Here is a 26,255-nt window from a genome sequence, read left to right as displayed (position 1 = left end):
GATCTGCCTCCTATGTACGACACTGGGCCCCCTCCATCGTACGGGCGTACGGAAGGGGGCCCAGGGCCGGAAGGCCTGTTACATGCCGTATGGCCGGGGGCACTGTGACCCCGGTGCGGGCGTCACTCGAACCGGGCCGCGAGGAGGACCACGTCCTCGTCGCTCTCGACCGCGTCGAGCCCGTCCGGCAGGACGGTCCGCAGCACATGGTCGACGAGCGCGTCCGGGTCGTTGCGGACGGCTCTCGGCACACTCGCCGCGGCCGCGTGCAGCCGTGCGAAGGCCCGGTCCATGGGGTCCCCGGTGCGGTGCAGAAGCCCGTCCGTATAAAGAAGCACTGTTTCTCCGGGCTCCGGCTGGATCTCCACGCTCGGCGCCTCCCAGCACGCGAGCATCCCGAGCGGCGCCGAGAGCGAGGTCTCCACGAACTCCGTGCGCCGCCCGCCGATCACGAGCGGCGGGCTGTGCCCGGCCCCGGCCAGGACGATCTTGCGCAGGGCCGGCTCGCAGAACGCGAAGAGGGCCGTCGCCGACCGGGCGGGCTCGGTAAGGCGCAGCAGCAGCTCCAGATCGGACAGTACGGCGACGGGGTCCTCGCCCTCCATCACGGCGTACGCCCGCAAGGAAGCCCGCAGCCGCCCCATCGCGGCGACGGCGCTCGGCCCGGACCCGGTGACGGACCCGACCACGAGGCCGAGCGCGGCGTCGGGCAGCGGCAGCGCGTCGAACCAGTCGCCGCCCCCGCGCGCGCTGGTGCGGTGCCGGGCGGCGAGCTGCACCCCGGCGACCCGCGGCAGCCGCGAGGGAAGCAGCTCCTCGCGCAGCGTGGCCTCTGTGGTGCGGGCCCGGTCCAGCTCGATCAGCCGGGCGAGGTGCTCGGCGGCGTGCCGTGTGTAGAGGCCGATGAGGTGGCGCTGGCGCTCGACGGGCGCCGCGGGCTCGTCGTACAGCCAGACCGCGGCGCCGACCCGGCCAGCGGCCTCGGTGGTCAGGGGCAGGGCGTAGCTGGCGGCGTAGCCGAGCCGGGTGGCGACCTCGCGGTGCCGGGGGTCGAGGGCGTCGTCGGCGAGCAGGTCGGTGTCGACGATCTCGGTCTGGGTGCCGGGCGGCGCGGGCGGGGCGTCGAGCAGCCGCCCGAAGGATGTGGCGCCGCGGGGCACCGTCTCGATGTGGCCGAGGTCGGCGCGGGCCAGGCCGAGGCCGACCGTGGTGTCGGGGCCGAGGCCGTCGGACGGCTCCAGGACGATGAGTCCGCGGCGGGCGCCGACCAGGGCCGCGCCGGCCCGCAGGAGCTCCTGAAGGGCCTCGTCGAGGGTGGCCGTGCGGCCCAGGCGTTCGGTGAGTTCGTGGAGTGTCGTCAGATCGGAGACCCAGCCCGCGAGCCGGTCCTGGATCATGACGGTTGGTGCGGCCGAGGCACTTTGGGCGTGCGGGACAGGCGCGACAGTGTGGGCTGGTGGCGGAACAGTTGAATCGATTCCGGCCACTTTCGGGAGGTGCGGGGCGTTCATGGCTGACGGCTTTCCGGCCGGTGCGTATTGCTCAATAGCATCGCAAACCCCCATGTCATTCTGCGCCGCTAGCAATGTTCTCCACATCTACACGCACTGGAGAGGGGATGTCCAGCATTGTCCAGCTGGGATTCCTGGTGTCCGTGGGAATTCTGTGGCGTTCTAGCGATCTTGGTAACTTGGCTCAAAAGTGCCTGAGGTGACGGCATATTGCGGTCGACTGGCATTGTTCAGCAAGGGGTACCTCCCGGCCCTCAGGCACGGGAGGCGCGTCACAGCGGCCGTGTTGGGTACGTACTCGGTGATGACCAGGGGCAGTTGAGATCCGCCCGGAACCTGGCGACGGACCCGGGCGTCTTAACTCACGACGACCGTGCCCCATCCTCCCGTGGGGGAGGCGGCGAGTAATACGCGGGACAGCAATCGCCAGGCACCGCCACCCCACGCCACGTTAACGCTCGGCCCATAGGGGTTCCCCATGCCGCAGGCTGGGGTGTGATGCGCCAGTTCTACGCACAGCGAAGTGATCCACACATGGTGTGATGTGGCCCGCCGTGTTCCTCGGCGTGTAAACGGAAAGGAACGAGCGCTCATGCGCGAGATCCTCGGAAGGCGACGCAGGCTCCTGTCCAGGCTCATTGGGCTCACCGGGTTCACCGGGCTCACTGGGTTCACCAGCAGGAAGTCTGACCAGAGTCCCGGTCTGATCGGCGCGGCCCTGACCTTCGCGACGGCATGGAAGTGGCCGGTGCTGCCGGGCGTCGGTCTCGACCGGCAGGACGGCACCCGCTGCGCCTGCCCCGACCCCGACTGCACGGTGCCAGGAGCGCATCCGCTCGAGCCCGGCCTGCTGGCCGCGACCACCGACGCGCGCATGGTGCGCTGGTGGTGGACGAACCGCCCGGCCGCGCCCATCGTGCTCGCCACCGGCGCCGGCGCCCCGTGCGCCGTCAGCCTTCCCGCGCTCGCGGGCGCGCGCGCCCTGGCCGCACTCGACGAGGCGGGCATCAGGCTCGGCCCGGTCGTCGCGACCCCGGCCCGGCTCTTCCTGCTCGTCGCGCCGTACTCCATGGAGCAGTTGGGCGAGCTCCTGTACGCCAAGGACTGGGTGCCCGGCTCCCTGCGCTTCCACGGAGAGGGCGGATATCTCGCGCTGCCGCCCTCCGAGACCGGACAGGGGCCGGTGCACTGGGAGCGGGCTCCGCTGCCCGGCTCCGCGGCGCCGTGGGTGCCCGACGTCGAGGCCGTGGTGGACGCCGTGGTGGACGCGCTCACTCGTACGGGTGTGAGCGCGCCCGAGTTGTAGGGGAAATGGGCGCGCGGCGAGCCGTGCGCCCATCAATCGTCGTTAATGTCAGGGCCCATGAACCCCCGCCTGATCGCGCTCATGGGCGTAGTGGCCATCACGGTTCTCCTGCCGTTCGCCGGCGCGTCCGCGGGGCCCGTGGGCGACGACGACGCCGGCGCCGGGCATGCGGAGCGGCCGACGGATCCGGCGCCGAGTCCTGACGCTGACGCAAAACCGCCCTCTACGGAGGAGCCGTCACTCCTCTCCGGGCTCGGCCTCAGCAGCGCTGCGCAATGCGGCCCCGAGCTCACCTCTCCGGAGGGCATCGAGGCCCAGACCTGCGTCCTGACCCAGCGGAGCGACACCTGGGCGCGCACGTACTACCGCAACGCGACAGGTGATGAGCTCAGCGCCGTACTGAGCGTTATGGCCCCGGGCGGACGCACCGTACAGATGCACTGCGCGGTGAGCGCGGAAGACGAGCCGGGTGCGTGCGAGACGCCCCGGGAGCGTACTGCGGGGAATGCCGAGGCGTATTCGGCGGTGGTGGAGTTCGCTGACGGGAGTGGCGGGCCGTTGCTCTTGCGCTCGGGGAGCAACTCGGCGCGGCCGAAGGTCAGTTGAGACCGCAGGTCAGACCCGATACGGGGCCGGACATGGAAGCGCCCGGTTGCTGGCGACGGGGGATGCACCAGCAACCGGGCTACCTGAACGGTAACAAGAGATCTGCTCTTAGCAAATTCGATCTCGGTTATCCGGACAGGGATTTACCTGCGATGACGGGGAGTTGTGACAGGAGTCACCCATTCCCCTCCGACTGACTGGTGGGTCAGCTCAAGGTCACCTGGCGGTTGGTGAGACCGCCGCGAGCCCTGCGCTCCTCCGGGGCCAGCGGGGCGTCCGTGGCGAGCGCCGCCGCAAGCCGCTCGGCGAACTCGGCGGCGGGCTTCTCGATGTCCTCGGCGCCCATCCCGCTCGGCAGGTCCCACACCGGCACGGTCAGACCGTGTGCTCGGAAGGAGCCGACCAGGCGGGTTCCCTCGCCGAGGCTGGACGTGCCGGCCGCGTGCAGCCGGGCGAGCGCGTCGAGGAGCTGCTCCTCGGGGTGCGGCATGACCCAGCGCAGGTGATTCTTCTCCGGGGTCTCGCACCAGTAGGCGGATTCCACGCCGGAGAGCTTCACGGTCGGGATGGCGGCGGCGTTCGCCCGCTCCAGGGACGCGGAGACCTCAGGGGAGGCATTCTCCGAATCCGGCACCCAGAACTCGAAGCCCTCGTGCACGACCGGCTCGAAGGTGCCATCGGGGTCGAGGATGTCCTGCAGACGCGGACCGTCCGCGGGCGCGCGCCGGGCCTGGACCGGCGAGCCCGGCTCGGCGGCGAGCGCGCGCTGGAGGGTGTCGGCGAGGTCGCGGCTGATGTCGCCGGACGCGGTGTCGTTCTGCAGGCCGAGCAGGACCGAGCCGTCATCACGGCGCAGGGCGGGCCAGGCCATCGGCAGGACCGTCGCCAGGGAGACGGAGGGCACCCCGTCGGGCAGCCCGCCCTTGAGCGGCAGTTCGACGGTCGCCGCGGGGACGAGCTCGCGCAGCGCCACCCAGTCGCCCTCGCCGGCCAGGCCCTCGAAGGGGCGGTGCACCAGCTCGGTCACCGCGTGCGCCGCGGCCCGGCCGTGACAGGCCTTGTAACGGCGGCCCGAACCGCAGGGGCAGGGTTCGCGGGCGCCGACGACAGGAACCTCGCCGTCCTTCAGCTGCGGCTGCTGCTTGCCCTTGGTCTGAGGGCGCTTCTTGGCCATCTTGGGTGTCTCCCGGATGCGGCTCTCTTGCGTGGCTCTTCGTACGTCTTGGGCGTACGGGCGCGAGCCTAGCCGCTCGCCGACAAGGCGTCGGGATTCAGCCGGAGTGGGTCCACGGGCCGGGGCCCGCCGATGAGTCGCGGGCCGTCAGTCGAGATCGTCGAACGGGTCCGCGTACGCGAGGTCGGGTATCGCGGCGACCGACGGCGCCGCGACGCGCGTAGCGAAATCCTCATGGCGGTGCCCGGCATGTACGACGACCCACACCGTGACCTCGCCGTGGATGTCGTCGCGCACGCCCCAGGCCTCGGCGAGGGCCGTGATGATGTTGAGCCCGCGGCCGCCGTGCGCGGTGACCGAGGGTGTGGCCGGAACGGGGCGGGTCGGTCCTCCGCCGTCCGTCACCTCGACCGTCAGCCGGCCCGCCGCGTCCACGCGCCAGGCGGCCCGGACATCACCGTCGCCGACCAGCCCTTCGCCCAGCGGCCTGCCGTGCCGGCAAGCATTGCTGAGCAGTTCAGAAAGGATCAGTACGGCATCGTCGACGACCGATTCCGACACCCCGCTCCTGCGCAACTGATCGCGCATCCGGTGTCTTGCTTCCCCCACGCCCGCCGGGCCATGGGGTACGGCCATGCTCGACGACGCGGGCACCTCCCGTGCCACCACCAACGCCACCCCCGAGACCTCCTTCGCCCCACGCCACGGTGTGAATGCCCCAATGGACTGGACCGGAAACCGGCCAATCCCTGTGCGGTGACGCACTCGTAACGATCGAATACGGACCGAACGCGCCGGTGCACACCCTGTAACCGAAGGGGCTCCCGTTAGCCGCGGCCCAGTTGGGACAGCACTTGCTTGGGGCGGTTGGTGATGATCGCGTCGACGCCGAGTTCGGCGCAGAGCTCGACGTCCTCGGGTTCGTTCACGGTCCACACGTGGACCTGGTGGCCCGCGCGCTTGAGTTTGGCCACGTAGGAGGGGTTGTTGCGGACGATCCGCATGCCGGGACCCGCGATCCGTACGCCCTCGGGAAGGCGGCCGTCGCGGTGGCGCGGCGAGACGAACTGCATCAGGTAGACCGTGGGCAGGGTGGGGGACGCGGCCCGCACCCGGTGCAGGGAGCGCGCGGAGAAGCTCATGACGCGCACGGGAGACGGGCCCTCGGCGGGTGGGGCATCCAGACCGAAGCGCTTCAGTAGAAGCAGCAGCCTTTCCTCGACCTGGCCGGCCCAGCGCGTGGGGTGCTTCGTCTCGATGGCCAGCTGGACGTTGCGCCCCGAGGCGTTGCTGTCGGCCACCAGCTCCAGGAGCCGCTCCAGGGTGAGGACGGAGGTGTCCTCCCAGTCGGGGCCTTCGTCGGCCTCGGCGTGGTTTCTCTTCCAGGAGCCGAAGTCCAGCGTGGCGAGATCGGCGAGCTCCAGGGCGGAGACGGCTCCTCGGCCGTTCGACGTACGGTTGACGCGTCGGTCGTGGACGCAGACGAGATGGCCGTCCGCGGTCAGGCGTACATCGCATTCGAGGGCGTCGGCACCGTCCTCGACCGCCTTCTTGTACGCGGCCAGCGTGTGCTCGGGGGCGTCTTCGGAGGCTCCGCGGTGGGCGACGACCTGGATCTGTTGCTGTCGTGCGAGGGTCACCGCGTCATCGTGCCATCACGGGGTACGCACAGGCTCGCCCGAGGGTGGGTGCACGCAGCGCCGGATCCACAGGATCGGCTTATGGTGCCCTGACAGGCCATGGGAAAAGCTGACTGCAGACAGAATCACAGTTGGCCACAGCCAGGCCGTGACCGAGAACGACAGCGTGGACCGAGGAGAGAGCTGTGAGCACCGAGAACGAGGGCAACGAGGTACCCAAGGCCCCGTCCGCACCTCCCGTGCCGGTGGACACTCCCGCTGCTTCCGCCGATCCCGCGCCCCCCGCGGGCACGCCCCCGCACACGCCGGACGCCGCGGCCGGGGCCTGGCCGCCCCCGCCGCCGCCCCCCGCCGTCCCTTCGTACGCGCAGGGCGCAGGAGCGGGCTCCACGTGGGGCGCCTCGTACGCGGCGCAGCACCCCGAAGGGCCGAAGCCCGCGGGGCGGCGCGGTGGTCTGATCGCCGCGATGCTCGTGGCCGCCCTGGTCGCGGGTGGAATCGGCGGCGGCATCGGCTTCTGGGCGGCCGACCGCAACGACGACGGCACGGACTCGACCACGGTCTCCGCATCGGACACCCCGGCCGACCTCAAGCGTGAGCCCGGCTCGGTCGCCGGCATCGCCAACAAGGCGCTCCCCAGCGTCGTCACCATCGACGCCCAGGGGGGCAACGGCGAGGGCGGCACGGGCACCGGCTTCGTCTACGACAAGCAGGGCCACATCCTGACCAACAACCACGTGGTGGCCTCCGCCGCCGACGGCGGAAAGCTCGCGGCGACGTTCTCGAACGGCAAGAAGTACGACGCCGAGGTGGTCGGCCGTGCCGAGGGCTACGACGTGGCGGTGATCAAGCTCAAGAGCCGGCCCGCGGACCTGAAGCCGCTGCCCCTCGGCAACTCGGACCGGGTGGCCGTCGGCGACTCGACGATCGCCATCGGCGCCCCCTTCGGCCTCTCGAACACGGTCACGACCGGCATCGTCAGCGCCAAGGACCGCCCGGTGACCTCCAGCGACGGCGCGACCAGCAAGAGTTCGTACATGAGCGCCCTGCAGACCGACGCCTCCATCAACCCGGGCAACTCCGGAGGCCCGCTGCTCGACTCGCGGGGGGCGGTCATCGGCATCAACTCCGCGATAAAGCCCGCGGAGAGCGGCGGCGGCCTCGGTGGCGGCGGCCAGTCCGGTTCCATCGGCCTGGGCTTCGCGATCCCGGTCAACCAGGCCAAGTACGTCGCCGAGCAGCTGATCAAGAATGGCCAGGCGGTCTACCCGGTCATCGGCGCCTCGGTCTCCCTGGGCGAGGACACGGGCGGTGCCAAGATCTCCCAGGAGGGCACGAGCGGTTCGCAGGCGGTCACCCCGAACGGCCCGGCGGACCAGGCGGGCCTCAAGCCCGGCGACGTCATCACGAAGCTGGACGACACGGTGATCGACAGCGGTCCGACCCTGATCGGCCAGATCTGGACCCACAAGCCGGGCGACAAGGTCAAGATCACGTTCGAACGTGACGGCAAGGAGCGCACGGTCGACGTGGTCCTGGGTCAGCGCAAGGGCGAGAGCTGACCCGCTACTCTTGACCCCGCACCGCCCTGACCGGCGGTGCGGGGTGGGTTGCCCGAGCGGCCTAAGGGAACGGTCTTGAAAACCGTCGTGGCGCGAGTCACCGTGGGTTCAAATCCCACACCCACCGCTTACGGGGCCTGTTGGGCCTGGTGAGAAGGGGCGTCCGGAAGTTTCCGGGCGCCCCTTCTTCGCGCAGGGGGTGGTGCTGGCGACACCCCCAAGAGGCCGGGTCGCCGTATGTCGGCGGGCGCGCGGATTCGCGAACGTTGAGGACATCAGCACGGCACGTCCCCACCGTCCTCACCGCGAAGATCCGAGGCCCCGCCATGAGCACAAGCACCCTGCCGTACGCAGCCGCTTCCTCCGCTTCCTCCGCTTCCTCCGCTTCCTCCGTTCCGTCCGCCGCGGGTCCTGCGCGGTCCCCCGGCTTCTGGCGGGCGCCGTTCGCCGCCGCCACCTACCGGGAGATCGGCTACACCGTCGGCTCGCTGCCCATCGCCGTCGTCGGCTTCACCTTCGCCGTGACGATGTTCTCCCTCGGCATGGGGCTGTTCGTCACCGTGCTCGGACTGCCGGTCCTTGCCGCCGCGTTGGCGGGAGCACGGGGGCTCGGTGCTGCCGAGCGGGCGCGGGCGCGGGCCCGGCTCGGGCTCGAGGTCGCCGGGCCCGCCCCGGTGCGGACCTCGCCGGGAGAGGGGGCGTGGGCCGCGATGCGTGCCCGGCTCGCGGACGCCGCGGGCTGGCGGGCGCTGCTCTTCCAGGTCGTGATGTTCCCCGCGCGCGTGACGTCCTTCGTGCTCACCGTGACGTTCCTGGTCACCGGCTGGGTGGTCGCGCTGCTGCCGGTGTACTCCTGGGTGTTCCCGCGCTACCTCGACTGGCCGGGCTACCGGGTGTTCGACTACACCTCGGGCGGCGAGCACCACGCGTACTACCTGGAGTCGCCGTTGCAGATCGCCGGGGCCTCCCTGCTCGGCCTCGCCATCGTCTTCTTCACCCCGAAGCTGGTCCGCGCGCTGACGAACATCGACCGCGCGGCCGTGCGTTCGCTGCTCGGTTAGGGCCTGTCCGATGGGTCAGGCCGGTCTTCGCGCCGGGTGCCGATTCATCAGGGCCGAGCGGGCCCTGGTGCGTGCAGCTGCAAGGCGGAGGAGGGCGACAACGCGGAGCGTTGGCAACCGACGACAACGCCGCAGATGTGCGTGCCAGGGGTCGCGACCCCGGCAGGACCCATCGGACAGGCCCTAGAGGGCGAGCCCAGTAGGTGCGCTCCTACGCGTGCCCGGTGAGCCGGGCCGCCGACGCGATCGTCGAGCGGGCCTCGCGTTCCGTCAGGCCGACCCGGAGTGCGGCATCGGTGAGTTCGCCCGCCAGGGCCGCGCCGATGCCGTTCTCGTACGCCCGGCAAGCGGCCCAGAAGAGACGGGTGTTGCGCTGGCCCTCGTGCGCGGCGAGCACGAACTGGACGAGTCCTTGGCCGTGCTGGACCGGCGGCTTCGACTGCCCGGCGTGGTGTGCGCGGGCCGGCGGCATGAGCAGCCGCAGGAGTGCGGGCGGGCAGGCGCCGGGCGGGAGTTGCGCGGTGCCGGGCACGGTGCTGTAGACGCCGTGCTCGGTGCGTGAGCCGGGGCCGACGAGATAGCCGCCCGCGCCCCGGATGTCGATGCCGGGGGCGAGGCGGCCCGCGGAGTTGGGGATGACGGCGTCGGGCGGGCCCGACAGCCAGATGTGGCGGCCGCCGCTCGGGGTCACCACGACGACCGTGGCCGGGATGGTGAACAGGTGGCGCAGCGCCAGTTCCCGCAGGGCGGCCGAGGCGTCCGTACCGGACTTGGTGTCCAGGTCGATGCCGATCAGATGGTGTGGGGGCAGTCCGCAGGCGATGCCGTATCCGCTGGCCCAAGGGGCGGCGGCGAAGAGCTCGCGGATACGGCGCGGGTCGGTCGACGCGTCGTACACGCCGTGTCCGGGGCGTCCGCATTCGCCGTGGCAGGGCGTCGGTTCGGGCTGCTCGTGGTGGGGGGAGCGCAGGGCAGGCAGCTTGGTGCGGGAGAGCGGGATGACGGCGAGGCCGCGCTCGGCGGCGGACAGGGCATGGGCGAGTGCGAGCGCTGTGGCATGGCGGTCGATGGTGGCCATGCCGCCATTTTCGTACGAGTGTTCGAAGAAGGGAAGAGGGGGAGGCCCGCGACACGCGCCGGAAGCGGGGATGGGAGCCCTCTTCTTCGTGCGGTGCCGGAACGCTTCGGCGCTTGCGGCGCCTGGGTCTTGGCGGGTCGCGCGGGGCTGAGCTGGGGCTTTGACGGCGTGAGGCGTGTTTATCGACTTGTACTCACGCTTGCGGGGGAATCGGGGCTTCCGGGGTGGTTCGCCGGGGATTCGGTGGGCAACTCTGGACTCGCGACGTCGTGCAGAACCCGAGGCGGTCGGCCAACTGCCTTGGAACAAGCCGTACTTCCGGTGCTCCCGGCACATTGCCGGTGCGTACCTCCCGTTCTGGAGGAATTGACATGGCAAGCATCCGTACCGCCCGCGTCATCGCCGCCGCCGCGGCCCTGCCCTTGGCCGCCGCACTCTTCTCCGGAGTCGCGATGGCTGACAACGGCTCCTTCGCGGACGACGGATCGAACGCGGGCGTGGCCACCGTCACCGGCAGTGGCGTCGGCGACGACAACAGCGGCAACTCGAACACGACGCAGCAGCAGGCGGTCGGCAACGGAGCCTCGAACCAGAACAACAATGCTCAGGTGAACGGCTCCGGGTTCACGGCGATCGAGCAGTCGAACGCGAACGTCGCGGTCAACTTCAGCGAACTCTGGTGAGGTAACGGCCGTCTGGGGGTTGCTCCTCGGGCCGGCTCGATGGGGTGTGTGACGGCCTGTGCGGCGGTGCGAGTGCACCGCCGCACAGGCGTGTTCGGCCCCGCATTGCCGCCGGGGGCCCGTCCTTCGTATCCGGGGTGATCTCTTGACACTCGCACAGTTTCTGACGGACAGTCAGAAACCCTTGTCGGTGCGACGCCCGTACGCGAAGGAGAGGCCGCCGCCGTGCACCTCGCCCCCACCGAACGCCAGCAGCAGCTGCGCTCCGAACTGCGCGCGTACTTCCGCGATCTGATGCCGGGAGGACCGCCCGAAGGCGACGATCTGGAGGGGCAACGCCGCCTGCTGCGCCGCATCGGGGCCGACGGCATGCTCGGCCTCGGCTGGCCCGTCGAGTACGGCGGGCAGGGGCGCGGCGCCGACGAGCAGTTCGTCTTCTTCGACGAGGCCTACCGCGCGGGCGCGCCCGTATCGATGGTCACGCTGAACACCGTCGGGCCGACGCTCATGAAGTACGGCACGGAGGAGCAGAAGGCCTCCTTCCTGCCGCGCATACTCAGCGGCGATCTCGTCTTCGCGATCGGCTACAGCGAGCCGTCGGCGGGGACGGACCTCGCCTCGCTGCGTACGCGGGCGGTACGCGTCACGGATGGATCCGTCGACGAGTGGGTCATCGACGGGCAGAAGATCTTCACGTCGAACGCGCAGAACGCCGACTGGATCTGGCTCGCCTGCCGCACCGACCCGCAGGCGCCCAAGCACCAGGGCATCTCGATCATCCTCGTGCCGACGGCGGCGCCCGGATTCTCCTGGACGCCGATCGAGACCGTGGGCGGGCTGACCACGACGGCGACGTATTACGACGGGATACGCGTGCCCGCCGCGAACCTCGTCGGCGAGGAGAACGGCGGCTGGGGGCTCATCACCGACCAGCTGAACCACGAGCGGGTGGCACTCGCCGCGATCGGCATGCAGGCCGAGGACTTCTACGCGGCGGCCCTCGCCTTCGCGCGTACACCCGATCCGGTGACAGGCGAGCGCCGGATTGACGCTCCGTGGGTCCGTTCGAGACTGGCCGAAGCACGGGCACGGCTCGCGGCAACGCGCCTGGTCAACTGGCGTTTGGTGGGCGATGTGGGGGCAGGCCGGCTGGCGCCCGGTGACGCGAGCGGCGTGAAATTCATGGGAACCGAATCGGCCGTTGAGGTGTACCGAATATGTCAGGAAGTCACGGGCGGCGCGGGTCTGGTGAGGGCCGGATCGCCCGGGGCCCTGGCGCTCGGCACGGGCGGTGAGGGGGAGTTGGAGCGGATGAACAGGGCGGCGCAGATCAACACGTTCGGCGGCGGGGTGAGCGAGGTGCAGCGGGAGATCGTGGCGACGATGCGACTCGGGATGCGGAGGGGACGGCGGTGAGCGATCTTTCGTACGAGGCGCTGAAGGTCTTCGAGGGCAGGGCGGCCGCGACCTCGGGCGTGGGCAAGGACCCGGTGAACGAGCCGATGATCCGGCACTGGTGCGAGGCGATGGGGGACGCCAACTCCGCCTATTCCGGGGAGGATCCGATCGCACCGCCGACCATGCTCCAGGCCTGGACGATGGGCGGACTCTCCGGCCACCAGGGGCGCTCGGCCGCCTACGACGACCTGTTCGCCCTGCTCGACGGCGCGGGGTACACCTCGGTGGTCGCCACCGACTGCGAGCAGGAGTATCTGCGGCCGCTGCGACCGGGGGACGAGATCACCTTCGACGCGGTCATCGAATCGGTCTCGGAGTGCAAGACGACGAAGCTGGGCACGGGCCACTTCGTCACGACGCGGATGGATGTCAGAGCGGGCGGCGAACCGGCCGGGACCCATCGCTTCCGGATCCTCAAGTACGCGCCCGCGCGGCGGAAACCGCAGGGCAAACTGCCCCGACCGGTCATCAACAGGGACAACGCCGGGTTCTGGGAGGGCGTTGCGCGCCACCAACTCCTGATCCAGCGCTGCAGCGACTGCCGGGCACTGCGCTTCCCCTGGCTGCCGGGCTGCAACGCCTGCGGATCGCTGGAGTGGGACACGGTCGAGGCGAGCGGCCGGGGCACCGTCTACTCGTACGTCGTCATGCATCACCCGCCCTTCCCCGCCTTCGATCCCCCGTACGCCGTCGCGCTCATCGACCTGGCGGAGGGCGTGCGCATGGTCAGCAATGTGGTGGGCGTGCCCAGCGACAAGGTGCGGATCGGGCAGCCCGTCCGGCTTGAATTCCGGTGGGTGGACAAGGAGTTGGAGCTTCCGGTGTTCCGGCCCGTCGAGGCCATGGAAGGGGGCGGGGTCTGACATGGACTTCACACCCACGGACGAGCAGACGGCCGCGCGGGAGCTGGCGGCGGAGATCTTCGGGGACCTGTCCACGCCCGAGCGGCTCGTGGCGGCGGGGACGGGATCGGACGCCGAGCTGTGGAAGGCGCTGTGCGCTGCGGGGCTGCCGGGCGCGGTGGAGGACGTCGGGCTGCTGGGGCTCGTGCTGCTGCTCGAGGAGCAGGGGCGGGTGACGGCACAGGTGCCACTGGCGGCGAGCTGTGTCTACGGCCTGCTCGCCGTGGCGGTCCATGGCACGGAGGAGCAGCGGGGGCGGCTGCTGCCGGGGCTGCGGGACGGCACGGCGGTCGCTACCGGGGCGTTTCCCGCGGGCAGTGGTGTGGTGGCCGCCGCGCAGGAAGGGGAGCCAGGACTGACGGGGACGCTGACCGGAGCGGTGCCGTGGGTGCCGTGGCTGCGGGATGCCACACACGTCCTGGTGGCCGTGCCGGATCGCATACGGCGGGGCGGCCACAGCCTGTGGATGGTGCGGGTGGCCGATGTGGCGACCGAGCCGGTCGAGCTGACGGCGCCCTGGGCGGCCGGGCGTCTGGTGCTCGACGGGACTCCCGGGGAGCGGATCGGCGGGGACGGGGCCTACGCCGACGTGCTGGCCAGTGCGCGGACGGCCTTCGCGGGGCTGCAGGCCGGCGTGTGCGCCGGATCGCTGGCCCGCGCGGTCGCCCACACGAACGAACGGGAGCAGTTCGGGCGGCCGCTCGCGGCCAAGCAAGGGGTCCAACTCCGGGCGGCAGACGCCTATATGGACACCGAGGCGATACGGGTCACGGCGTACGAGGCGGCCTGGCGGCGCGACGAATCGTTGGCGTACGGCGAGCATGCGCTGACCGCCGCGTGGTGGGCGTCGGAGGCGGGCAAGCGGGTCGTGCACGCGGGCCAGCATCTGCACGGAGGCATGGGTGCCGACCTCGACCATCCCGTGCACCGGCACTTCCTGTGGGGGCGGCAGCTGGACGCGTATCTGGGGTGCGGCAGCGAAGTCCTCGCGGAGCTGGGCGACTTGATCGCTGAGGAGGAGGCGGTATGAGAGGAGGCGGTGAGATGAGTGGGGGCGCGGGGATGAGCGGGGGCGACGGCATGGCGGCGGGCGGCGGGATGAAGGTGGGCGACAAGCTGAGGGTGGGCGACAGGCTGCCTGAGCTCGTCATCCCGGTCACCCGGACGCTGATCGTCTCCGGTGCGATCGCGTCGCGGGACTACCAGGACGTGCACCACGACGTGGCGGCGGCACAGGAGAAGGGCTCCCCCGACATCTTCATGAACATCCTGACCACGAACGGCCTGGTCGGACGGTACGTCACCGATCACTTCGGGTCCGGTGCCGTGCTCCGCAAGGTGGCGATAAGGCTCGGGGCGCCCAACTACCCAGGGGACACGATGGTGTTGACGGGCTGTGTCGAGCAGGTCGAGGGCGACACGGCCGCGGTCAAGGTGGTCGGGGCCAACGGCATCGGCAAGCACGTCACCGGGACGGTCACGGTGACGGTGCCGGGCACGGCTTCGGCTTCGGGTTCGGCTTCGGATGGAGTGCCGACAGGGGGTGCGGCATGAGTGTGCGGACGCGTGATCGGCTCGGCGGGAAGGCGGCAGTCGTCGGCATCGGGGCCACCGAGTTCTCCAAGGACTCGGGGCGCAGCGAGCTCAGACTCGCCGTGGAGGCGGTGGGTGCGGCGCTCGACGACGCGGGACTCGGGCCCGGCGATGTCGACGGCATGGTCACGTTCACGATGGACACCAATCCGGAGATCACGGTCGCGCAGGCGGCCGGGATCGGGGAGCTCTCCTTCTTCTCGCGTGTCCATTACGGGGGCGGCGCGGCATGCGCGACCGTCCAGCAGGCGGCGCTCGCGGTGGCGAGCGGAGTGGCCGAAGTGGTGGTCTGCTACCGGGCGTTCAACGAACGCTCGGGCCGCAGATTCGGCTCGGGGGTGCAGCATCGTGAGCCGTCGGCGGAGGGCGTGGCGCTCGGCTGGTCCCTGCCGTTCGGACTGCTGACCCCCGCGTCATGGGTGGCGATGGCGGCCCAGCGCTATCTCCACACCTACGGCCTGACCCCGGATGCCTTCGGCCATGTCGCGGTCACCGACCGGAAGTACGCGGCGACGAACCCCGCGGCCTACTTCCACGGCAAACCGATCACCCTCGCCGATCACGCCGAGTCCCGCTGGATCGTCGAGCCCCTGCGGCTCCTGGACTGCTGCCAGGAGACCGACGGCGGCCAGGCGATCGTCGTGACGAGCGTGGAGCGGGCCCGGGATCTGCCGCACCCGCCGGCCGTGATCACGGCGGCGGCCCAGGGTGCGGGGCGGGCGCAGGAGCAGATGACCAGTTTCTACCGCGACGATCTGAGCGGGCTGCCCGAAATGAGCGTGGTGGCACGGCAGTTGTGGCGGGGCTCGGGTCTGGCACCCGGAGACATAGACGTGGGCATTCTCTACGACCACTTCACACCGTTCGTACTGATGCAGCTGGAGGAGTTCGGTTTCTGCGGGCCGGGCGAGGCGGCCGGATTCGTCGCGGAGGAGCGGCTGCCGCTGAACACACACGGGGGGCAGCTCGGGGAGGCGTATCTGCACGGGATGAACGGGATAGCGGAGGCGGTACGGCAGGTGCGCGGCACGTCCGTGAACCAGATACCGGGCGCCGAGCGCACCCTGGTCACCGCGGGCACCGGCGTCCCCACATCGGGGCTGATTCTGGGGTCGGACGGCTGAACGCGCGCGTGTCCCGGACGGGGCGCGAGACCTTGGCCCTTCACTCGGCGTATGCGCTGCCGAAAAGCGATCATGGGACTTGTCCTCGCTCTCGCCCTGACCACGCTGGCCCTGTGCGCGGTGCCGACGGGCGCCGCGGGCAGAGCTGACGGCAGATCCGGTGGCAGATCTGCCGGGGTGTCGACCTTCCACGGGTGGGCCTTCGACACCTGCTACGCCCCGCCCGTGGGCACCATGCGCCGCTGGCTGAAATCCGACTACCAAGCAGTGGGCGTCTACTTCGGAGGCCGGGGCCGGGCCTGCAAGCGGCAGCCCCACCTGAGCCTCGACTGGATGCGCGCGGTGCGGGGGATGGGATGGCGGGTGCTGCCGCTGTACGTGGGGTCGCAGTCGCCCTGTGTCATCGCGAAGAACAAGTGGGGGGTACGCATCGGACGGCACGCTTGGAGGCAGGGGACGGGTGAGGGACGCGACGCGGTCCGCAGGGCGAAGGCGCTCGGGATGCGGCGGGGCAGTCCGCTCTACCTGGACATGGAGGTGTACGGCTACCGGAACGAGAAGTGCGCGCGCACCACGCTCGCCTTCGTGCGGGCGTGGGACCGGGAGGTGCGCAGGCAGGGGTATGTGCCGGGGTTCTACAGCAGCGCGGACTCCGGGGTGCGGCACATCGAGACGGCGCGGCGTGCGGGGGTGCGGGACCTGCCGGCGGTGATGTGGTTCGCACGCTGGCACACACGCCCACATCTGTACCGTGAGCGCGTGCTGCGGCGGGACGCCCGGCGCCCCGCGTGGCGCATCCACCAGTTCGCGGGGAACGTGAAGGAGCGGCACGGCGGACGTTCCCTGGTGATCGACCGGAACCTTGTGCACGCTCCGGTGGCGCGGATCCGCTGAAGACCGTCTCAGGGATGAACCCTCAGGGGTGCGCTCCGCCTCCTCCACCTTCAGGAGGTGGGGCTACCACCCTTCGTACAACCTGAGGCGGACACCGCTTCGGGACCTGCGGCCGATCCGCTGAAGTAGGGGGCGCTTCTAGCGTGGAGCCATGACCGTATCCATGGTGCCCATGTGCACCGGCGCATCGAAGGCCGCGACGCGGACGGCGAGTCCTTCGGCGTATCCGTCGTTCGCGTCCTACGTACGGGCACGTCAGCCCGTGCTGCTGCGCACCGCACGCTCGCTGACCGCGAATCCGAGCGATGCAGAGGATCTGCTGCAGACCGCTCTCACCAAGACGTATGTCGCATGGGACCGCATCGAGGACCACCGTGCCCTCGACGGCTATGTGCGCAGGGCCCTGCTGAACACCCGTACTTCGCAGTGGCGCAAGCGCAAGGTCGACGAGTTCGCGTGCGATGAGCTGCCCGAGCCCGAGGTGACGCCGGTCGGGGATCCGGCCGAGCAGCAGGTGCTCCGGGACGCCATGTGGCGCGCGATCATGAAGCTGCCGGCGCGGCAGCGGGCGATGGTCGTCCTTCGGTACTACGAGGATCTCAGCGAGGCGCAGACGGCCGAGGTGCTCGGGGTGTCCATAGGCACTGTCAAGAGCGCGGTGTCGCGTGCGCTCGGCAAGCTGCGCGAGGACCCGGAACTGACGCCCGTCCGGTGATCTACGCCGCTCCGACGGACCTTTCTTCTCCCGGACTAGTGACATACCGTCCGGTATGCGGCAAGAATCTGGCGAGCCCTACTGCCAGGTAGGTCATCCGGGAGCCGCCCCGGATGAATGCCGCGCGCCCACCGGGAGGACGCCGTGCTGAGCACGATGCAGGACGTACCGCTGACAGTCACCCGCATCCTTCGGCACGGGACGACCGTGCACGGGTCGTCGCAGGTCAGCACATGGACCGGCGAAGCCGCTCCACAGCGCCGCAGCTTCCGCGAGATCGGTGAACGCTCGGCCCAGCTGGCGCACGCGCTGCGCGAGGACCTCGGGGTCGACGGCGACGAGCGCGTGGCCACGTTCATGTGGAACAACGCCGAGCATGTCGAGGCCTACTTCGCGGTCCCCTGTATGGGAGCCGTCCTGCACACCCTCAATCTCCGGCTGCCCGCCGACCAGTTGACCTGGATCGTGAACCACGCGGCCGACCGCGTCATCATCGTCAACGGTTCCCTCATCCCCCTGCTCGCGCCCCTGCTTCCGCAGCTGCCGACGGTCGAGCACCTGGTGGTCTCGGGCCCCGGCGACCGCGCCCCGCTGGCCGGAATCACCGCGCAGGTGCACGAGTACGAGGACCTGATCGCCGGTAAGCCCACGGCCTACGACTGGCCCGAGTTGGACGAGCGCAGGGCCGCCGCCATGTGCTACACCTCCGGCACCACCGGCGACCCCAAGGGCGTCGTCTACTCGCACCGCTCCATCTATCTGCACTCGATGCAGGTCAACATGAGCGAGTCGATGGGGCTCACGGACGCGGACACCACCCTCGTCGTCGTGCCGCAGTTCCACGTCAACGCCTGGGGCTTGCCGCACGCCACGCTCATGGCGGGCGTGAACATGCTGATGCCGGACCGCTTCCTGCAGCCCGCGCCGCTCGCCGAGATGATCGAGTCGGAGCGGCCCACGCACGCGGCCGCCGTCCCCACCATCTGGCAGGGCCTGCTCGCCGAACTCACCGCGAAGCCGCGTGACGTCAGCTCCCTCGGTCAGGTCACCATCGGCGGCTCGGCCTGCCCGCCCTCGCTGATGGCGGCGTTCGACAAGCTGGGCATGCGGGTCTGCCACGCCTGGGGCATGACGGAGACCTCCCCGCTCGGCACGGTGGCCCGCCCGCCGGCCAAGGCCATCGGCACCGACGAGGAGTTCGCCTACCGCCTCACCCAGGGCCGCTTCCCGGCCGGAGTCGAGGCGCGCCTGGTCGGCCCCGGCGGCGAACATCTGCCGTGGGACGGCGAGTCGGCGGGTGAGCTCGAGGTGCGTGGCCCGTGGATCGCGGCGGCGTACTACGGCGGGGCCGGCGAGGACGTGCTCAAGCCCGAGGACAAGTTCAGCGCGGACGGCTGGCTGAAGACCGGCGACGTCGGTGTCATCACCTCCGACGGGTTCCTGACCCTCACCGACCGGGCCAAGGACGTCATCAAGTCGGGCGGGGAGTGGATCTCCAGCGTCGAGCTGGAGAACGCGATCATGTCCCACCCGGATGTCGCGGAGGCGGCGGTCGTCGCCGTCCCCGACGACAAGTGGGGCGAACGCCCGCTCGCCACCGTCGTGTTGAAGGAGAACGCGAGCGTCGACTACCTCGCCCTGCGCGACTTCCTCGCGGGCACCATCGCCAAGTGGCAGCTGCCCGAGCGCTGGGCGATCGTGCAGGCCGTGCCGAAGACGAGCGTCGGCAAGTTCGACAAGAAGGTGCTGCGCAGGCAGTACGCGGAGGGGGAGCTGGACGTCACCCAGCTCTGAACCGGGCGCCGGGCGCCGAGTGCCTCGGTAGCGATACGCCGCTCTCACGCAGAGCGGCGTATCGCCGTGACCCAGCCCAGGGCCAGCCACACCGTGGCGATGACGCACACCCCACCCCAGCCGCCGTGCGTGAAGGCCGTTCCGGCGAGGGCCGAGGCCAGCGCGCCGCTCGCGAATCCGCCCACCACATAGGCGGTGTTGGCGGTGGCGGGCAGGCTGGTGGTGGTCAGCGCCAGGGTCTGGTTGGCGACATGGCTCGCCACGAGCGCCGCGTGGATCAGGATCCCGGCCGCGCACAGTGCCCACAACTGCCGCCCGCCGAGCCAGAACAGCGGCAGGCAGACGGCCGCCCCCGCATAGGCGGTCGCCGTCACGCGCGCCGCCCCGAACCGGTCGACGAGACCGCCGGCCAGCGGCGCGACCACGGTCGCGGAGAGCCCGAGGAGGCCGAAGAGCCCCGCGGCGCCCGTAGACATGTCGTACGCATCGCTCGTGAGGAGCAGGGCGAGCGAGGTCCACACCGCGCTCCACGCCCCGTACATCCCGCCCTGGCGCAGGCAGGCACGGCGCAGCTCGGGTGACTCCTTCAGGACGCGGGGCAGCCGGGCCGGACCCGCCAGGGCAGGACCGCTGTGCCGCGGCCTGGTCTCGGCGGGCAGCAGGGCGGCGGTGGCAAGACCGAGCACCAGGGTCAGCGCGGCCGCGCCCACGAACACGACGCGCCAGCCGTGCGCCTGCCCCACGAGACCGCCGAGCACCCGCGCGGCGACGACCCCCGCGAAGAGCCCGGCGATCACGGCGGCCACATGCCGGGCCCGCCGGTCGGCGGGTGCGCGCTCGGCGACGAGCGGCACGAGCAACTGCGGTATGACGCTCGCCGCGGCGGCCACGAAAAGGGCGCAGGCGAGCGCGACGGGTCCCGGGCAGACGGCGGCCGCGCCCATGGCCAGGGCGGCGGCGACCGAAAGTATGCCGACGAGGCGGCGGCGGTCGGCCGTGTCGCCGAGCGGGGCGAAGAACAGCAGCCCCGCCGCGTACCCGAGAAGGGAGACCGAGGCGAGCCAGGCCAGGGCGGAGGGTTCGCTGCCGAACCCGTGGGCGATGAGGGGCAGCAGGGGCGCGGCGAGGTAGATGTTGGCGACGGTCACCGCGGTGCAGATCGCCACGACGGCGAGCAGAAGCCCGGGCGGGACGGCGCTCCCGGGCGGTGCGTCCGCTTCCCGTTCACGGGCGGTCACCGGTGTCCGGCTTCTGGTTTCTGAGGGCGACATGAGGGGTCATGACTCCTTGCGCGAAGAGGCAACCAACTGGTTGGTTGGAAAAAGTCTGCGCCCATGACCGGCGCACTGTCAAGCAACCAACCAGTTGGTTACCCGAAAGGATTGGCTACCCTGTCCCCATGGCAGTGAGAGACCCCGAGGCCACCAAGGCCCGGATCTTCGAGGCGGCGGTGGCCGAATTCGCGCGGTACGGCATCGCGGGCGCCCGTATGGACCGCATCGCGACCGAGGCGAAGGCCAACAAGCAGCTCATCTACGCCTATTTCGGCAACAAGGCCGAGCTCTTCACGCAGGTCCTCGAGAAGCGCATGCTCGACATGGCGATCAGCAACCCCGTCGACGCCGACGACATGGACGGCTGGATGGACCGGCTGATGGATTACCACGCCGCCCATCCCGAACTGCTGCGACTGCTCTTCTGGGAGGGCATCGAGTACGGCACGGACGAGCTCCCGGACGAGCGCGAGCGGGTCGACCACTACGACCGGAAGGTCGCCGTGCTCGCCGACGCCCAGGCCCGAGGCGTCATCAGCGACGAGATCCCGGCCCCCCACCTGCTGTTCATGGTGGTCGCGCTGGCCGGCTGGTCCACGGCCGTACCGCAGATGCGGCGGATACTTGTCGGCGACGAGGACACCGACAAGGAACGACTGCGCGCCTCCATCAAGGCCGCGGTACGCCGCATCACCGCCTGAACAGCCCGGAGGCCAGGCCTAGTTGGTCCCGATCTTCGCCAGCAGATCCACGATGCGGCCCTGCACCTCACCGCTCGTCGAGCGCTCCGCGAGGAACAGCACCGTCTCCCCCGCCGCGAGCCGCGGCAGCTCCGTCTCGTCGACGGCCGCGGTGTAGACGACGAGCGGGGTGCGGTTCAACTGGCCGTTCGCGCGCAGCCAGTCGATGATTCCGGCCCTGCGGCGACGCACCTGCATCAGGTCCATCACCACCAGGTTCGGCCGCATCTGCGCCGCGAGCGTCACCGCGTCCGCGTCGCTCTCGGCCCGCGCCACCTGCATCCCGCGCCGCTCCAGCGTCGCGGTCAGGGCGAGCGCGATCTCCTCGTGCTCCTCGATGAGCAGGACACGCGGCGGGTGCTGTTCGCTGTCGCGCGGTGCGAGGGCCTTCAGGAGTACGGCGGGATCGGCGCCGTACGCGGCTTCGCGCGTCGCCTGTCCAAGGCCCGCCGTGACGAGCACGGGAACTTCCGCGGCGACGGCGGCCGTGCGCAGCGACTGCAGGGCCGTACGCGTGATCGGGCCGGTCAGCGGGTCCACGAACAGCGCGGCAGGGAAGGCCGCGATCTGGGCGTCGACCTCTTCGCGCGAATGAACGATGACCGGACGGTAGCCGCGGTCGCTGAGCGCCTGCTGGGTGGTGACGTCGGGCGCGGGCCAGACGAGGAGCCTGCGGGGGTTGTCCAGCGGCTCGGGCGGCAGTTCGTCGTCCATGGGCTGCGGCTGGGGCCGGTTGGCGACCTCGACCGCGCCGCCGGGACCGTCCAGCGGCTCAGGCCCCTCGTCGGCGTCCTCGTCCGGAGCGCCGATCGCGTACGCACGGCCTGCGCCCTCGGTGGCGGATCCGATACGGGACTGCGGCTGGGCACCGGGAGCGGCGCCCGGAGCGGGAGCGGCCTGCGGATGCGGGCGCGCCGCGGTCTCGGGGCGCTCATCGGCCGTCGGCTCCGGAGGCGTCGACAGCCTGCGCCGACGACCGGAGCCGCCGAGGGTGTGCCCCTGGACCGAGGGCTGCGCGGGAGCCTGCTCCGGAAGCGGTCCGGCGGCCGGGGCTTCCGAGGCGGTGGCCGGAGCCGGCGCCTGGGGCGGCAATGGCCCGGCAGCTCCGGTCGCCTGCGTGGCCTGCCCCGGCGCGGCCTTGGCCGACCCCTGAGAAGCCGGAGCCGCCCCCTGGGAAGCCTGCGGCGGCAGCGGTGCCTGCGGGATACGCGGACTCTGCGGACTCTGCGGGCCCTGCGGCGACGCCTGCTGGGCCTGGCCCTGCGCCGCCCCCGGCTGGTTGCGCTGCTGCTCGGCGATCTGCTGGCCGAACGGCACGCCCTGCCCGAGCGTACGCACGCTGATCGCGCGCCCCTGCGTCGAGTTGGGGTCGCCGGGCGCGGCCTCGGCGGGCAGCGGCTGCGCGGCCCGCGCCTGTGGCCCGCGCTCGGGCGGCAGCGCGACGCCCCTGCCGGGCGTCGGGACACCCTTGGCGGCAGCGGAAGTTCCTTCGCCGTACGTGGTGGCCTGCGCGGGCACACCGGCGGGCGGGGCGCTCTGCGCGGCGGCACCCCCGGCAGGCGCGGCCGAAGCGGGAGCAGCCGCAGCGGGAACAGCCGATGCAGCCCCAGTCGAACCAGCCGCAGCGGGAGCAACCGAACCGGCCCCACCCGAACCAGCCGCAGCCGGTGCGGCAGCCGACGCCGGACGCGACCGTCGACGTCCCGTAGGCGCCTCCGCCGGGTGCGGCTGCGGCGGGGTGTGGTCGTCGCCCGGGTGGTGCAGCGCCGCCTCGTGCTGCCCGGTGTCGTCCTGGTCCGCCGTGGCGGGCGGCAGCGCGAACACGCGCCCGCTGGGGGCCTCGTCGGCGGCGGCCCGCTCCTTGGCGGCGGCCAGCGCACGGCGTCGACGCCCGGTCGGGCGCGGCGCGGCCTCGCCGGATTCACCGGCAGGCGCACCCGTGACGGCAACAGCGGTACCGGCAGCCCCGGCCCCCTCAGCAGCCTCCTGCGCCCCACCCGAAGGCAACGCGGGCAACGCCAACTGATCACTGTTACGCCGTGCACGCCGCCCCGAAGCACCGGCCGCAGCCCCGGGAGCCGACGCGCCCGCGGGAACGGGAACGCCCTGCGGCGGCACCGTATCCCCCTGCGCGGCGGACCCGGCCGCATGCTCGGCAGCGGTCACCACCGAGCCGACGGCCCCCACGGCGACCGAGCCACCGGCGCCCGCCGAGCCCTCCACCGCACTGGGCCGACCACGCCGCCGCCCGGTACCGCCCGAAGCACCCGTACCGCCCGTACCACCTGAAGAACCCGTACCACCCGAAGCAGGTGCCCCCTCAGCCTGCGCAGCAGACACACCAGCACCGGTACTCGCACCAGCCGCCTCAGAGGCAACAGCTGCCTCAGAAGCAGCAGCCGCCTCGGCCGACTCAGCGGCAGCCTCAACATCCTGCGGGACCTCGGCCGCACGCCGCCCCCGACGCCGGCCGGTCCCACCGGAGGCAGCCACCCCTGCGGAGGAAGCTCCCCCCGAGGTGCCGTCCCCAGGAACCCCGCTCTCCAAGAACGCGTCCACCGACGGCCCGGAAGCCCGCCGCGCCCGCCGCCGCCCGCCACCGGAAGTGGTGGCCGAGGCCTGCTCCGGCACGGTGACCCCGGCGCCCACCGAGGCATCGGCGGCCTCGGGAGCGACGGCGGTAACCGCCCCGGCCCCCGCCCCGATCGGCACCTCGAGCACATAGGCGCTGCCGCCCATGCCCGGCACTTCATGCGTCTGCAGCACGCCTCCGTGCGCCCGCACGATGCCCCGCACGATCGGCTCGTGCACCGGGTCTCCGCCGGCGTAGGGGCCCCGCACCTCGATGCGTACGACCTCACCGCGCTGAGCCGCGGCCACGACGATCGTCGAGTCCACGTACCCACCGGCGGTCGGGGCCGAAGAGCCCGCGCCCGCCCGCGCGTTCCCCGTGGCGTCGATCCCCGCGACATCCGCGACCAGATGGGCCAGTGCCGTGGCGAGCCGCCCCGGGTCGACCTCGACCTCCAGCGGCGGCGCGTGCACCGCGAACTGCGCGCGCCCGGGCCCGATCAGCTCGACCGCGCCCTCCACGCCACTCGCGACGACGGCGTCGAGCATGACCTTGGAACAAGCAAGCTGCTGATCACCGGAGTCGAGCAGCTGGAACCCCAGCACATTGTCGACAAGCGTGGTGATCCGCGCGTACCCGGCGGAAAGATGATGAAGAACCTGATTCGCCTCGGGCCACAGCTGCCCGGCGTCATCCGCAGCCAGGGCCGAAAGCTCGCGCCGCAGCTCGTCCAGCGGACCCCGCAACGACGAGCCGAGCACGGCGAGCAGCTGCTCGTGCCGCGTGGCAAGAGCGTCGTACCGCGCCTTCTCACGCTCGGTCAGTGCCTCGAACCGGTCCTTCTCGCGCTCGGCGAGCGCCGCGTACCGCTCCTGCTCGGCGGCTGCCTCTTCGGCGCGCTGCTCGGCGGCGGCGGCCAGTTCGCCGGCGTGCCGCTCGGTGGCGGCCTTGAGCTCCTCCGTACGCCGCTCGGTCGCGGCCCGCATCTCCTCGGCGTGCTGCGCGAGCGCGGCCTCGTGCTCCTCGGCGAGCGCGTCGTAGGGCCGCCGGTCGGTGAACGTCATCACCGCGCCGACGAGCTGGTCGCCGTCCCGCACCGGGGCCGTCGTCAGGTCGACCGCGACCCGGTCGCCGCTCTTGGACCACAGGACCTGCCCGCGCACCCGGTGCTTGCGCCCCGAGCGGAGTGTGTCGGCGAGCGGGGATTCGTCGTACGGGAAGGGCTCGCCGTCGGCGCGGGAGTGCAGCACCAGGTTGTGCAGCTCCTGCCCACCCAGATCGCTGGCCCGGAAGCCCAGTATCTGCGCGGCGGCGGGGTTGACGAGAACGACCCGCCCCTCGGTATCCGTACCGACGACACCCTCGGCGGCGGCCCGCAGGATCATCTCGGTCTGCCGCTGCGAGCGCGCGAGTTCGGCCTCGGTGTCCACGGCGCCCGAAAGGTCGCGGACGACGAGCATGAGCAACTCGTCCCCGGTGTAGCCGTAATTGTCGTAGGCGTCCCGGATGTCCTCGAGGTTCGAGCTGGTGACCTCGACGGGGAACTCGCTGCCGTCCGTGCGCCGCGCGGTCATCCGCTTCGGCTTGGTCCGGCCGCGCTCGTCGATGGAGTCGGGCCTGCGCATCGATCCGGGAATCAGCCGGGAGTCGAACTCCGGCAGCAGATCGAGCAGTCCGCGCCCCACGAGGGCGGTGCCCGGCGCCTCGAACGCCTCCAGCGCGATCGCGTTCGCGTTCACGACGGTCCCGTTGGCGTTGACGAGGACCAGCGCGTCCGGGAGCGCGTCGAGTATCGCTGCGAGGCGAGCAGCGCCTCGGGATGGCCTGCTGCTCACGACGACGCTTCCTCCCTGATTACCGCTGCTTGCCGACCCGCTCAGGCCATCTTGCCCCTCGGCCCGTGGCGTGTCACGGGAGGGAGTCTACGGGGAGTGGTTGTGCGTGCGAGGCCGGATGAGAGGGAGGTCGCACGCAGAAGATGTGAGCGGGGAATGAAGACGGGTGAACGCAAGGCCCTCTTGAGCTAGGCCGTGGCCTCGGGCAACACCGGTACGAGCCGGTCCCAGCGCCCGATCTCGCAGCCGTTGCTGCGGTTGAACTTCGCGTCGACGGGCCGCCCGTTCCAGGTCCCGGTGATGTGCGCGGTGGCAGGGCCGCCGTACTGCATCGTGCAGATCGAGTCGGCCGGCACGGGTGCGAACCTGTCGCTCCCCCACGTCCCCTCATCGAGCTTCGCGCACGCCTCCTGCGCGTCCGGGTGCGAGCCGCCCGCCGGGTGGCACTCCAGCTTGTACGTCCCGTCCCCCTCGCCCCCCGAGCCGGTGACCGTCACGGTGAGCCGGTCGGGGGTCGGCTCCGTGAGCGGCGTCAACAGGTGCAGCGGACCCGTGTCGGCGTGGGCGGCGGCGGGCACGGCGCAGAGCGCGGCGACGGACGCGGCGGCGGTGAGGGCGATGCGGCGCAACATGACGGGGCTCCACTGGGTGCGGGGTACCGGGTACGCGAACACGTACGGGCTCTACCGCTTCTAACGCCGCCCGGCGCGCGACGTTGCGGGCGCGCGGGACG

The 26,255-nt window shown here is 71.4% G+C and carries 22 protein-coding genes and 1 tRNA gene; 15 read left to right on the top strand and 8 right to left on the bottom strand.

The annotated features are described in order from the left end of the window. Window positions 1-122 precede the first annotated feature (122 nt). A complete protein-coding gene (locus tag AB0O76_RS30200) occupies window positions 123-1,565 on the bottom strand; it encodes a PP2C family protein-serine/threonine phosphatase (protein ID WP_365497348.1) in 1,443 nt (480 codons plus the stop codon). Window positions 1,566-2,103: 538 nt separating this feature from the next. Here AB0O76_RS30200 and AB0O76_RS30195 point away from each other — a divergent pair. After that, window positions 2,104-2,817, top strand: coding sequence for a bifunctional DNA primase/polymerase (locus AB0O76_RS30195; RefSeq protein ID WP_365497346.1), 714 nt, complete (start codon window positions 2,104-2,106; stop codon window positions 2,815-2,817). A gap of 57 nt (window positions 2,818-2,874) precedes the next feature. After that, the gene (locus tag AB0O76_RS30190) at window positions 2,875-3,423 is read left to right on the top strand and encodes a hypothetical protein (protein WP_365497344.1); all 549 of its coding nucleotides are present in this window, start codon (window positions 2,875-2,877) and stop codon (window positions 3,421-3,423) included. Window positions 3,424-3,628: 205 nt separating this feature from the next. On the opposite strand, the gene AB0O76_RS30185 is transcribed toward AB0O76_RS30190, so the two are convergent. From AB0O76_RS30185 to AB0O76_RS30175, 3 genes are all read right to left on the bottom strand, one after another. Continuing rightward, a complete protein-coding gene (locus AB0O76_RS30185; protein ID WP_365497342.1) occupies window positions 3,629-4,597 on the bottom strand; it encodes a DUF5926 family protein in 969 nt (322 codons plus the stop codon). Window positions 4,598-4,744: 147 nt separating this feature from the next. Further along, entirely contained in the window at window positions 4,745-5,362 is a 618-nt protein-coding gene (locus tag AB0O76_RS30180) for an ATP-binding protein (RefSeq protein WP_365497340.1), read from the bottom strand. A gap of 62 nt (window positions 5,363-5,424) precedes the next feature. Further along, entirely contained in the window at window positions 5,425-6,237 is an 813-nt protein-coding gene (locus AB0O76_RS30175; protein ID WP_365497338.1) for a glycerophosphodiester phosphodiesterase, read from the bottom strand. Window positions 6,238-6,422: 185 nt separating this feature from the next. Here AB0O76_RS30175 and AB0O76_RS30170 point away from each other — a divergent pair, with 185 nt between their 5' ends. The 3 genes from AB0O76_RS30170 (at window position 6,423) to AB0O76_RS30160 (ending at window position 8,860) form a co-directional block, all read left to right on the top strand. Further along, entirely contained in the window at window positions 6,423-7,799 is a 1,377-nt protein-coding gene (locus AB0O76_RS30170; RefSeq protein ID WP_365497336.1) for a trypsin-like peptidase domain-containing protein, read from the top strand. A 42-nt stretch (window positions 7,800-7,841) separates the two neighbouring features. Next, window positions 7,842-7,926 (top strand) — tRNA-Ser (locus tag AB0O76_RS30165). A 199-nt stretch (window positions 7,927-8,125) separates the two neighbouring features. After that, window positions 8,126-8,860 (top strand): sensor domain-containing protein, encoded by a 735-nt coding sequence (locus AB0O76_RS30160; protein WP_365497334.1) that lies wholly within the window; start codon window positions 8,126-8,128, stop codon window positions 8,858-8,860. 211 nt (window positions 8,861-9,071) lie between these two features. On the opposite strand, the gene AB0O76_RS30155 is transcribed toward AB0O76_RS30160, so the two are convergent. Beyond that, window positions 9,072-9,938, bottom strand: coding sequence for a bifunctional DNA primase/polymerase (locus tag AB0O76_RS30155; protein WP_365497332.1), 867 nt, complete (start codon window positions 9,936-9,938; stop codon window positions 9,072-9,074). A 371-nt stretch (window positions 9,939-10,309) separates the two neighbouring features. Here AB0O76_RS30155 and AB0O76_RS30150 point away from each other — a divergent pair, with 371 nt between their 5' ends. The 9 genes from AB0O76_RS30150 to AB0O76_RS30110 all read left to right on the top strand — a co-directional run bounded on the left by AB0O76_RS30150 (window position 10,310) and on the right by AB0O76_RS30110 (window position 19,101). Beyond that, window positions 10,310-10,621: a hypothetical protein gene (locus AB0O76_RS30150; protein WP_365497330.1), complete on the top strand. Its 312-nt coding sequence runs from the start codon at window positions 10,310-10,312 to the stop codon at window positions 10,619-10,621. 225 nt (window positions 10,622-10,846) lie between these two features. Continuing rightward, entirely contained in the window at window positions 10,847-12,037 is a 1,191-nt protein-coding gene (locus AB0O76_RS30145; RefSeq protein ID WP_365497328.1) for an acyl-CoA dehydrogenase family protein, read from the top strand. Further along, window positions 12,034-12,942 carry a bifunctional MaoC family dehydratase N-terminal/OB-fold nucleic acid binding domain-containing protein gene (locus AB0O76_RS30140; protein WP_365497326.1) on the top strand — a complete coding sequence of 303 codons (909 nt, stop codon included), beginning with the start codon at window positions 12,034-12,036 and terminating at the stop codon, window positions 12,940-12,942. The genes AB0O76_RS30145 and AB0O76_RS30140 overlap by 4 nt, the downstream gene beginning before the upstream one ends. Window position 12,943: 1 nt before the next feature. Next, window positions 12,944-14,011, top strand: coding sequence for an acyl-CoA dehydrogenase family protein (locus tag AB0O76_RS30135; protein ID WP_365497324.1), 1,068 nt, complete (start codon window positions 12,944-12,946; stop codon window positions 14,009-14,011). A gap of 86 nt (window positions 14,012-14,097) precedes the next feature. Continuing rightward, the gene (locus AB0O76_RS30130; protein ID WP_365497432.1) at window positions 14,098-14,535 is read left to right on the top strand and encodes a MaoC/PaaZ C-terminal domain-containing protein; all 438 of its coding nucleotides are present in this window, start codon (window positions 14,098-14,100) and stop codon (window positions 14,533-14,535) included. Further along, the gene (locus tag AB0O76_RS30125) at window positions 14,532-15,698 is read left to right on the top strand and encodes a lipid-transfer protein (RefSeq protein WP_365497322.1); all 1,167 of its coding nucleotides are present in this window, start codon (window positions 14,532-14,534) and stop codon (window positions 15,696-15,698) included. Before AB0O76_RS30130 ends, AB0O76_RS30125 begins: the two co-directional genes overlap by 4 nt. Window positions 15,699-15,749: 51 nt before the next feature. After that, on the top strand, window positions 15,750-16,592 hold the full coding sequence (locus AB0O76_RS30120) for a glycoside hydrolase domain-containing protein (RefSeq protein ID WP_365497320.1): 843 nt from the start codon (window positions 15,750-15,752) through the stop codon (window positions 16,590-16,592). A gap of 172 nt (window positions 16,593-16,764) precedes the next feature. Then, a complete protein-coding gene (locus tag AB0O76_RS30115; protein WP_365497430.1) occupies window positions 16,765-17,307 on the top strand; it encodes a SigE family RNA polymerase sigma factor in 543 nt (180 codons plus the stop codon). 144 nt (window positions 17,308-17,451) lie between these two features. Next, entirely contained in the window at window positions 17,452-19,101 is a 1,650-nt protein-coding gene (locus tag AB0O76_RS30110; protein WP_365497318.1) for a long-chain fatty acid--CoA ligase, read from the top strand. 44 nt (window positions 19,102-19,145) lie between these two features. On the opposite strand, the gene AB0O76_RS30105 is transcribed toward AB0O76_RS30110, so the two are convergent. Then, entirely contained in the window at window positions 19,146-20,372 is a 1,227-nt protein-coding gene (locus tag AB0O76_RS30105) for an MFS transporter (protein ID WP_365497316.1), read from the bottom strand. 128 nt (window positions 20,373-20,500) lie between these two features. On the opposite strand from AB0O76_RS30105, the gene AB0O76_RS30100 reads away from it, so the two are divergent. Beyond that, complete coding sequence (locus AB0O76_RS30100) at window positions 20,501-21,076, top strand: TetR family transcriptional regulator (protein ID WP_365497314.1); 576 nt, start codon at window positions 20,501-20,503, stop codon at window positions 21,074-21,076. Window positions 21,077-21,094: 18 nt separating this feature from the next. On the opposite strand, the gene AB0O76_RS30095 is transcribed toward AB0O76_RS30100, so the two are convergent. Together AB0O76_RS30095 and AB0O76_RS30090 are read right to left on the bottom strand one after the other, a co-directional pair. After that, window positions 21,095-25,522, bottom strand: a complete 4,428-nt coding sequence (locus AB0O76_RS30095) for a PAS domain-containing protein (protein ID WP_365497312.1) — start codon at window positions 25,520-25,522, stop codon at window positions 21,095-21,097. Window positions 25,523-25,710: 188 nt separating this feature from the next. Beyond that, the gene (locus AB0O76_RS30090; protein ID WP_365497310.1) at window positions 25,711-26,154 is read right to left on the bottom strand and encodes an SSI family serine proteinase inhibitor; all 444 of its coding nucleotides are present in this window, start codon (window positions 26,152-26,154) and stop codon (window positions 25,711-25,713) included. Window positions 26,155-26,255 lie beyond the last annotated feature (101 nt).

The organism is Streptomyces sp. NPDC086554 (assembly GCF_040686095.1).
Taxonomy (GTDB): Bacteria; Actinomycetota; Actinomycetes; order Streptomycetales; family Streptomycetaceae; genus Streptomyces.
The sequence above is the reverse complement of the archived record's forward strand: the minus strand, read 5'-3'. Positions and strand labels throughout refer to the sequence as shown.

Excerpts from the sequence above, each read along its gene's own strand:
- AB0O76_RS30200 (WP_365497348.1), bottom strand. The coding sequence starts at position 1,565 with ATGGGGGTTTGCGATGCTATTGAGCAATACGCACCGGCCGGAAAGCCG.
- AB0O76_RS30195 (WP_365497346.1), top strand. The coding sequence starts at position 2,104 with ATGCGCGAGATCCTCGGAAGGCGACGCAGGCTCCTGTCCAGGCTCATT.
- AB0O76_RS30190 (WP_365497344.1), top strand. The coding sequence starts at position 2,875 with ATGAACCCCCGCCTGATCGCGCTCATGGGCGTAGTGGCCATCACGGTT.
- AB0O76_RS30185 (WP_365497342.1), bottom strand. The coding sequence starts at position 4,597 with ATGGCCAAGAAGCGCCCTCAGACCAAGGGCAAGCAGCAGCCGCAGCTG.
- AB0O76_RS30160 (WP_365497334.1), top strand. The coding sequence starts at position 8,126 with ATGAGCACAAGCACCCTGCCGTACGCAGCCGCTTCCTCCGCTTCCTCC.
- AB0O76_RS30155 (WP_365497332.1), bottom strand. The coding sequence starts at position 9,938 with ATGGCCACCATCGACCGCCATGCCACAGCGCTCGCACTCGCCCATGCC.
- AB0O76_RS30150 (WP_365497330.1), top strand. The coding sequence starts at position 10,310 with ATGGCAAGCATCCGTACCGCCCGCGTCATCGCCGCCGCCGCGGCCCTG.
- AB0O76_RS30135 (WP_365497324.1), top strand. The coding sequence starts at position 12,944 with ATGGACTTCACACCCACGGACGAGCAGACGGCCGCGCGGGAGCTGGCG.
- AB0O76_RS30125 (WP_365497322.1), top strand. The coding sequence starts at position 14,532 with ATGAGTGTGCGGACGCGTGATCGGCTCGGCGGGAAGGCGGCAGTCGTC.
- AB0O76_RS30120 (WP_365497320.1), top strand. The coding sequence starts at position 15,750 with ATGCGCTGCCGAAAAGCGATCATGGGACTTGTCCTCGCTCTCGCCCTG.
- AB0O76_RS30115 (WP_365497430.1), top strand. The coding sequence starts at position 16,765 with ATGTGCACCGGCGCATCGAAGGCCGCGACGCGGACGGCGAGTCCTTCG.
- AB0O76_RS30105 (WP_365497316.1), bottom strand. The coding sequence starts at position 20,372 with ATGTCGCCCTCAGAAACCAGAAGCCGGACACCGGTGACCGCCCGTGAA.
- AB0O76_RS30100 (WP_365497314.1), top strand. The coding sequence starts at position 20,501 with ATGGCAGTGAGAGACCCCGAGGCCACCAAGGCCCGGATCTTCGAGGCG.
- AB0O76_RS30090 (WP_365497310.1), bottom strand. The coding sequence starts at position 26,154 with ATGTTGCGCCGCATCGCCCTCACCGCCGCCGCGTCCGTCGCCGCGCTC.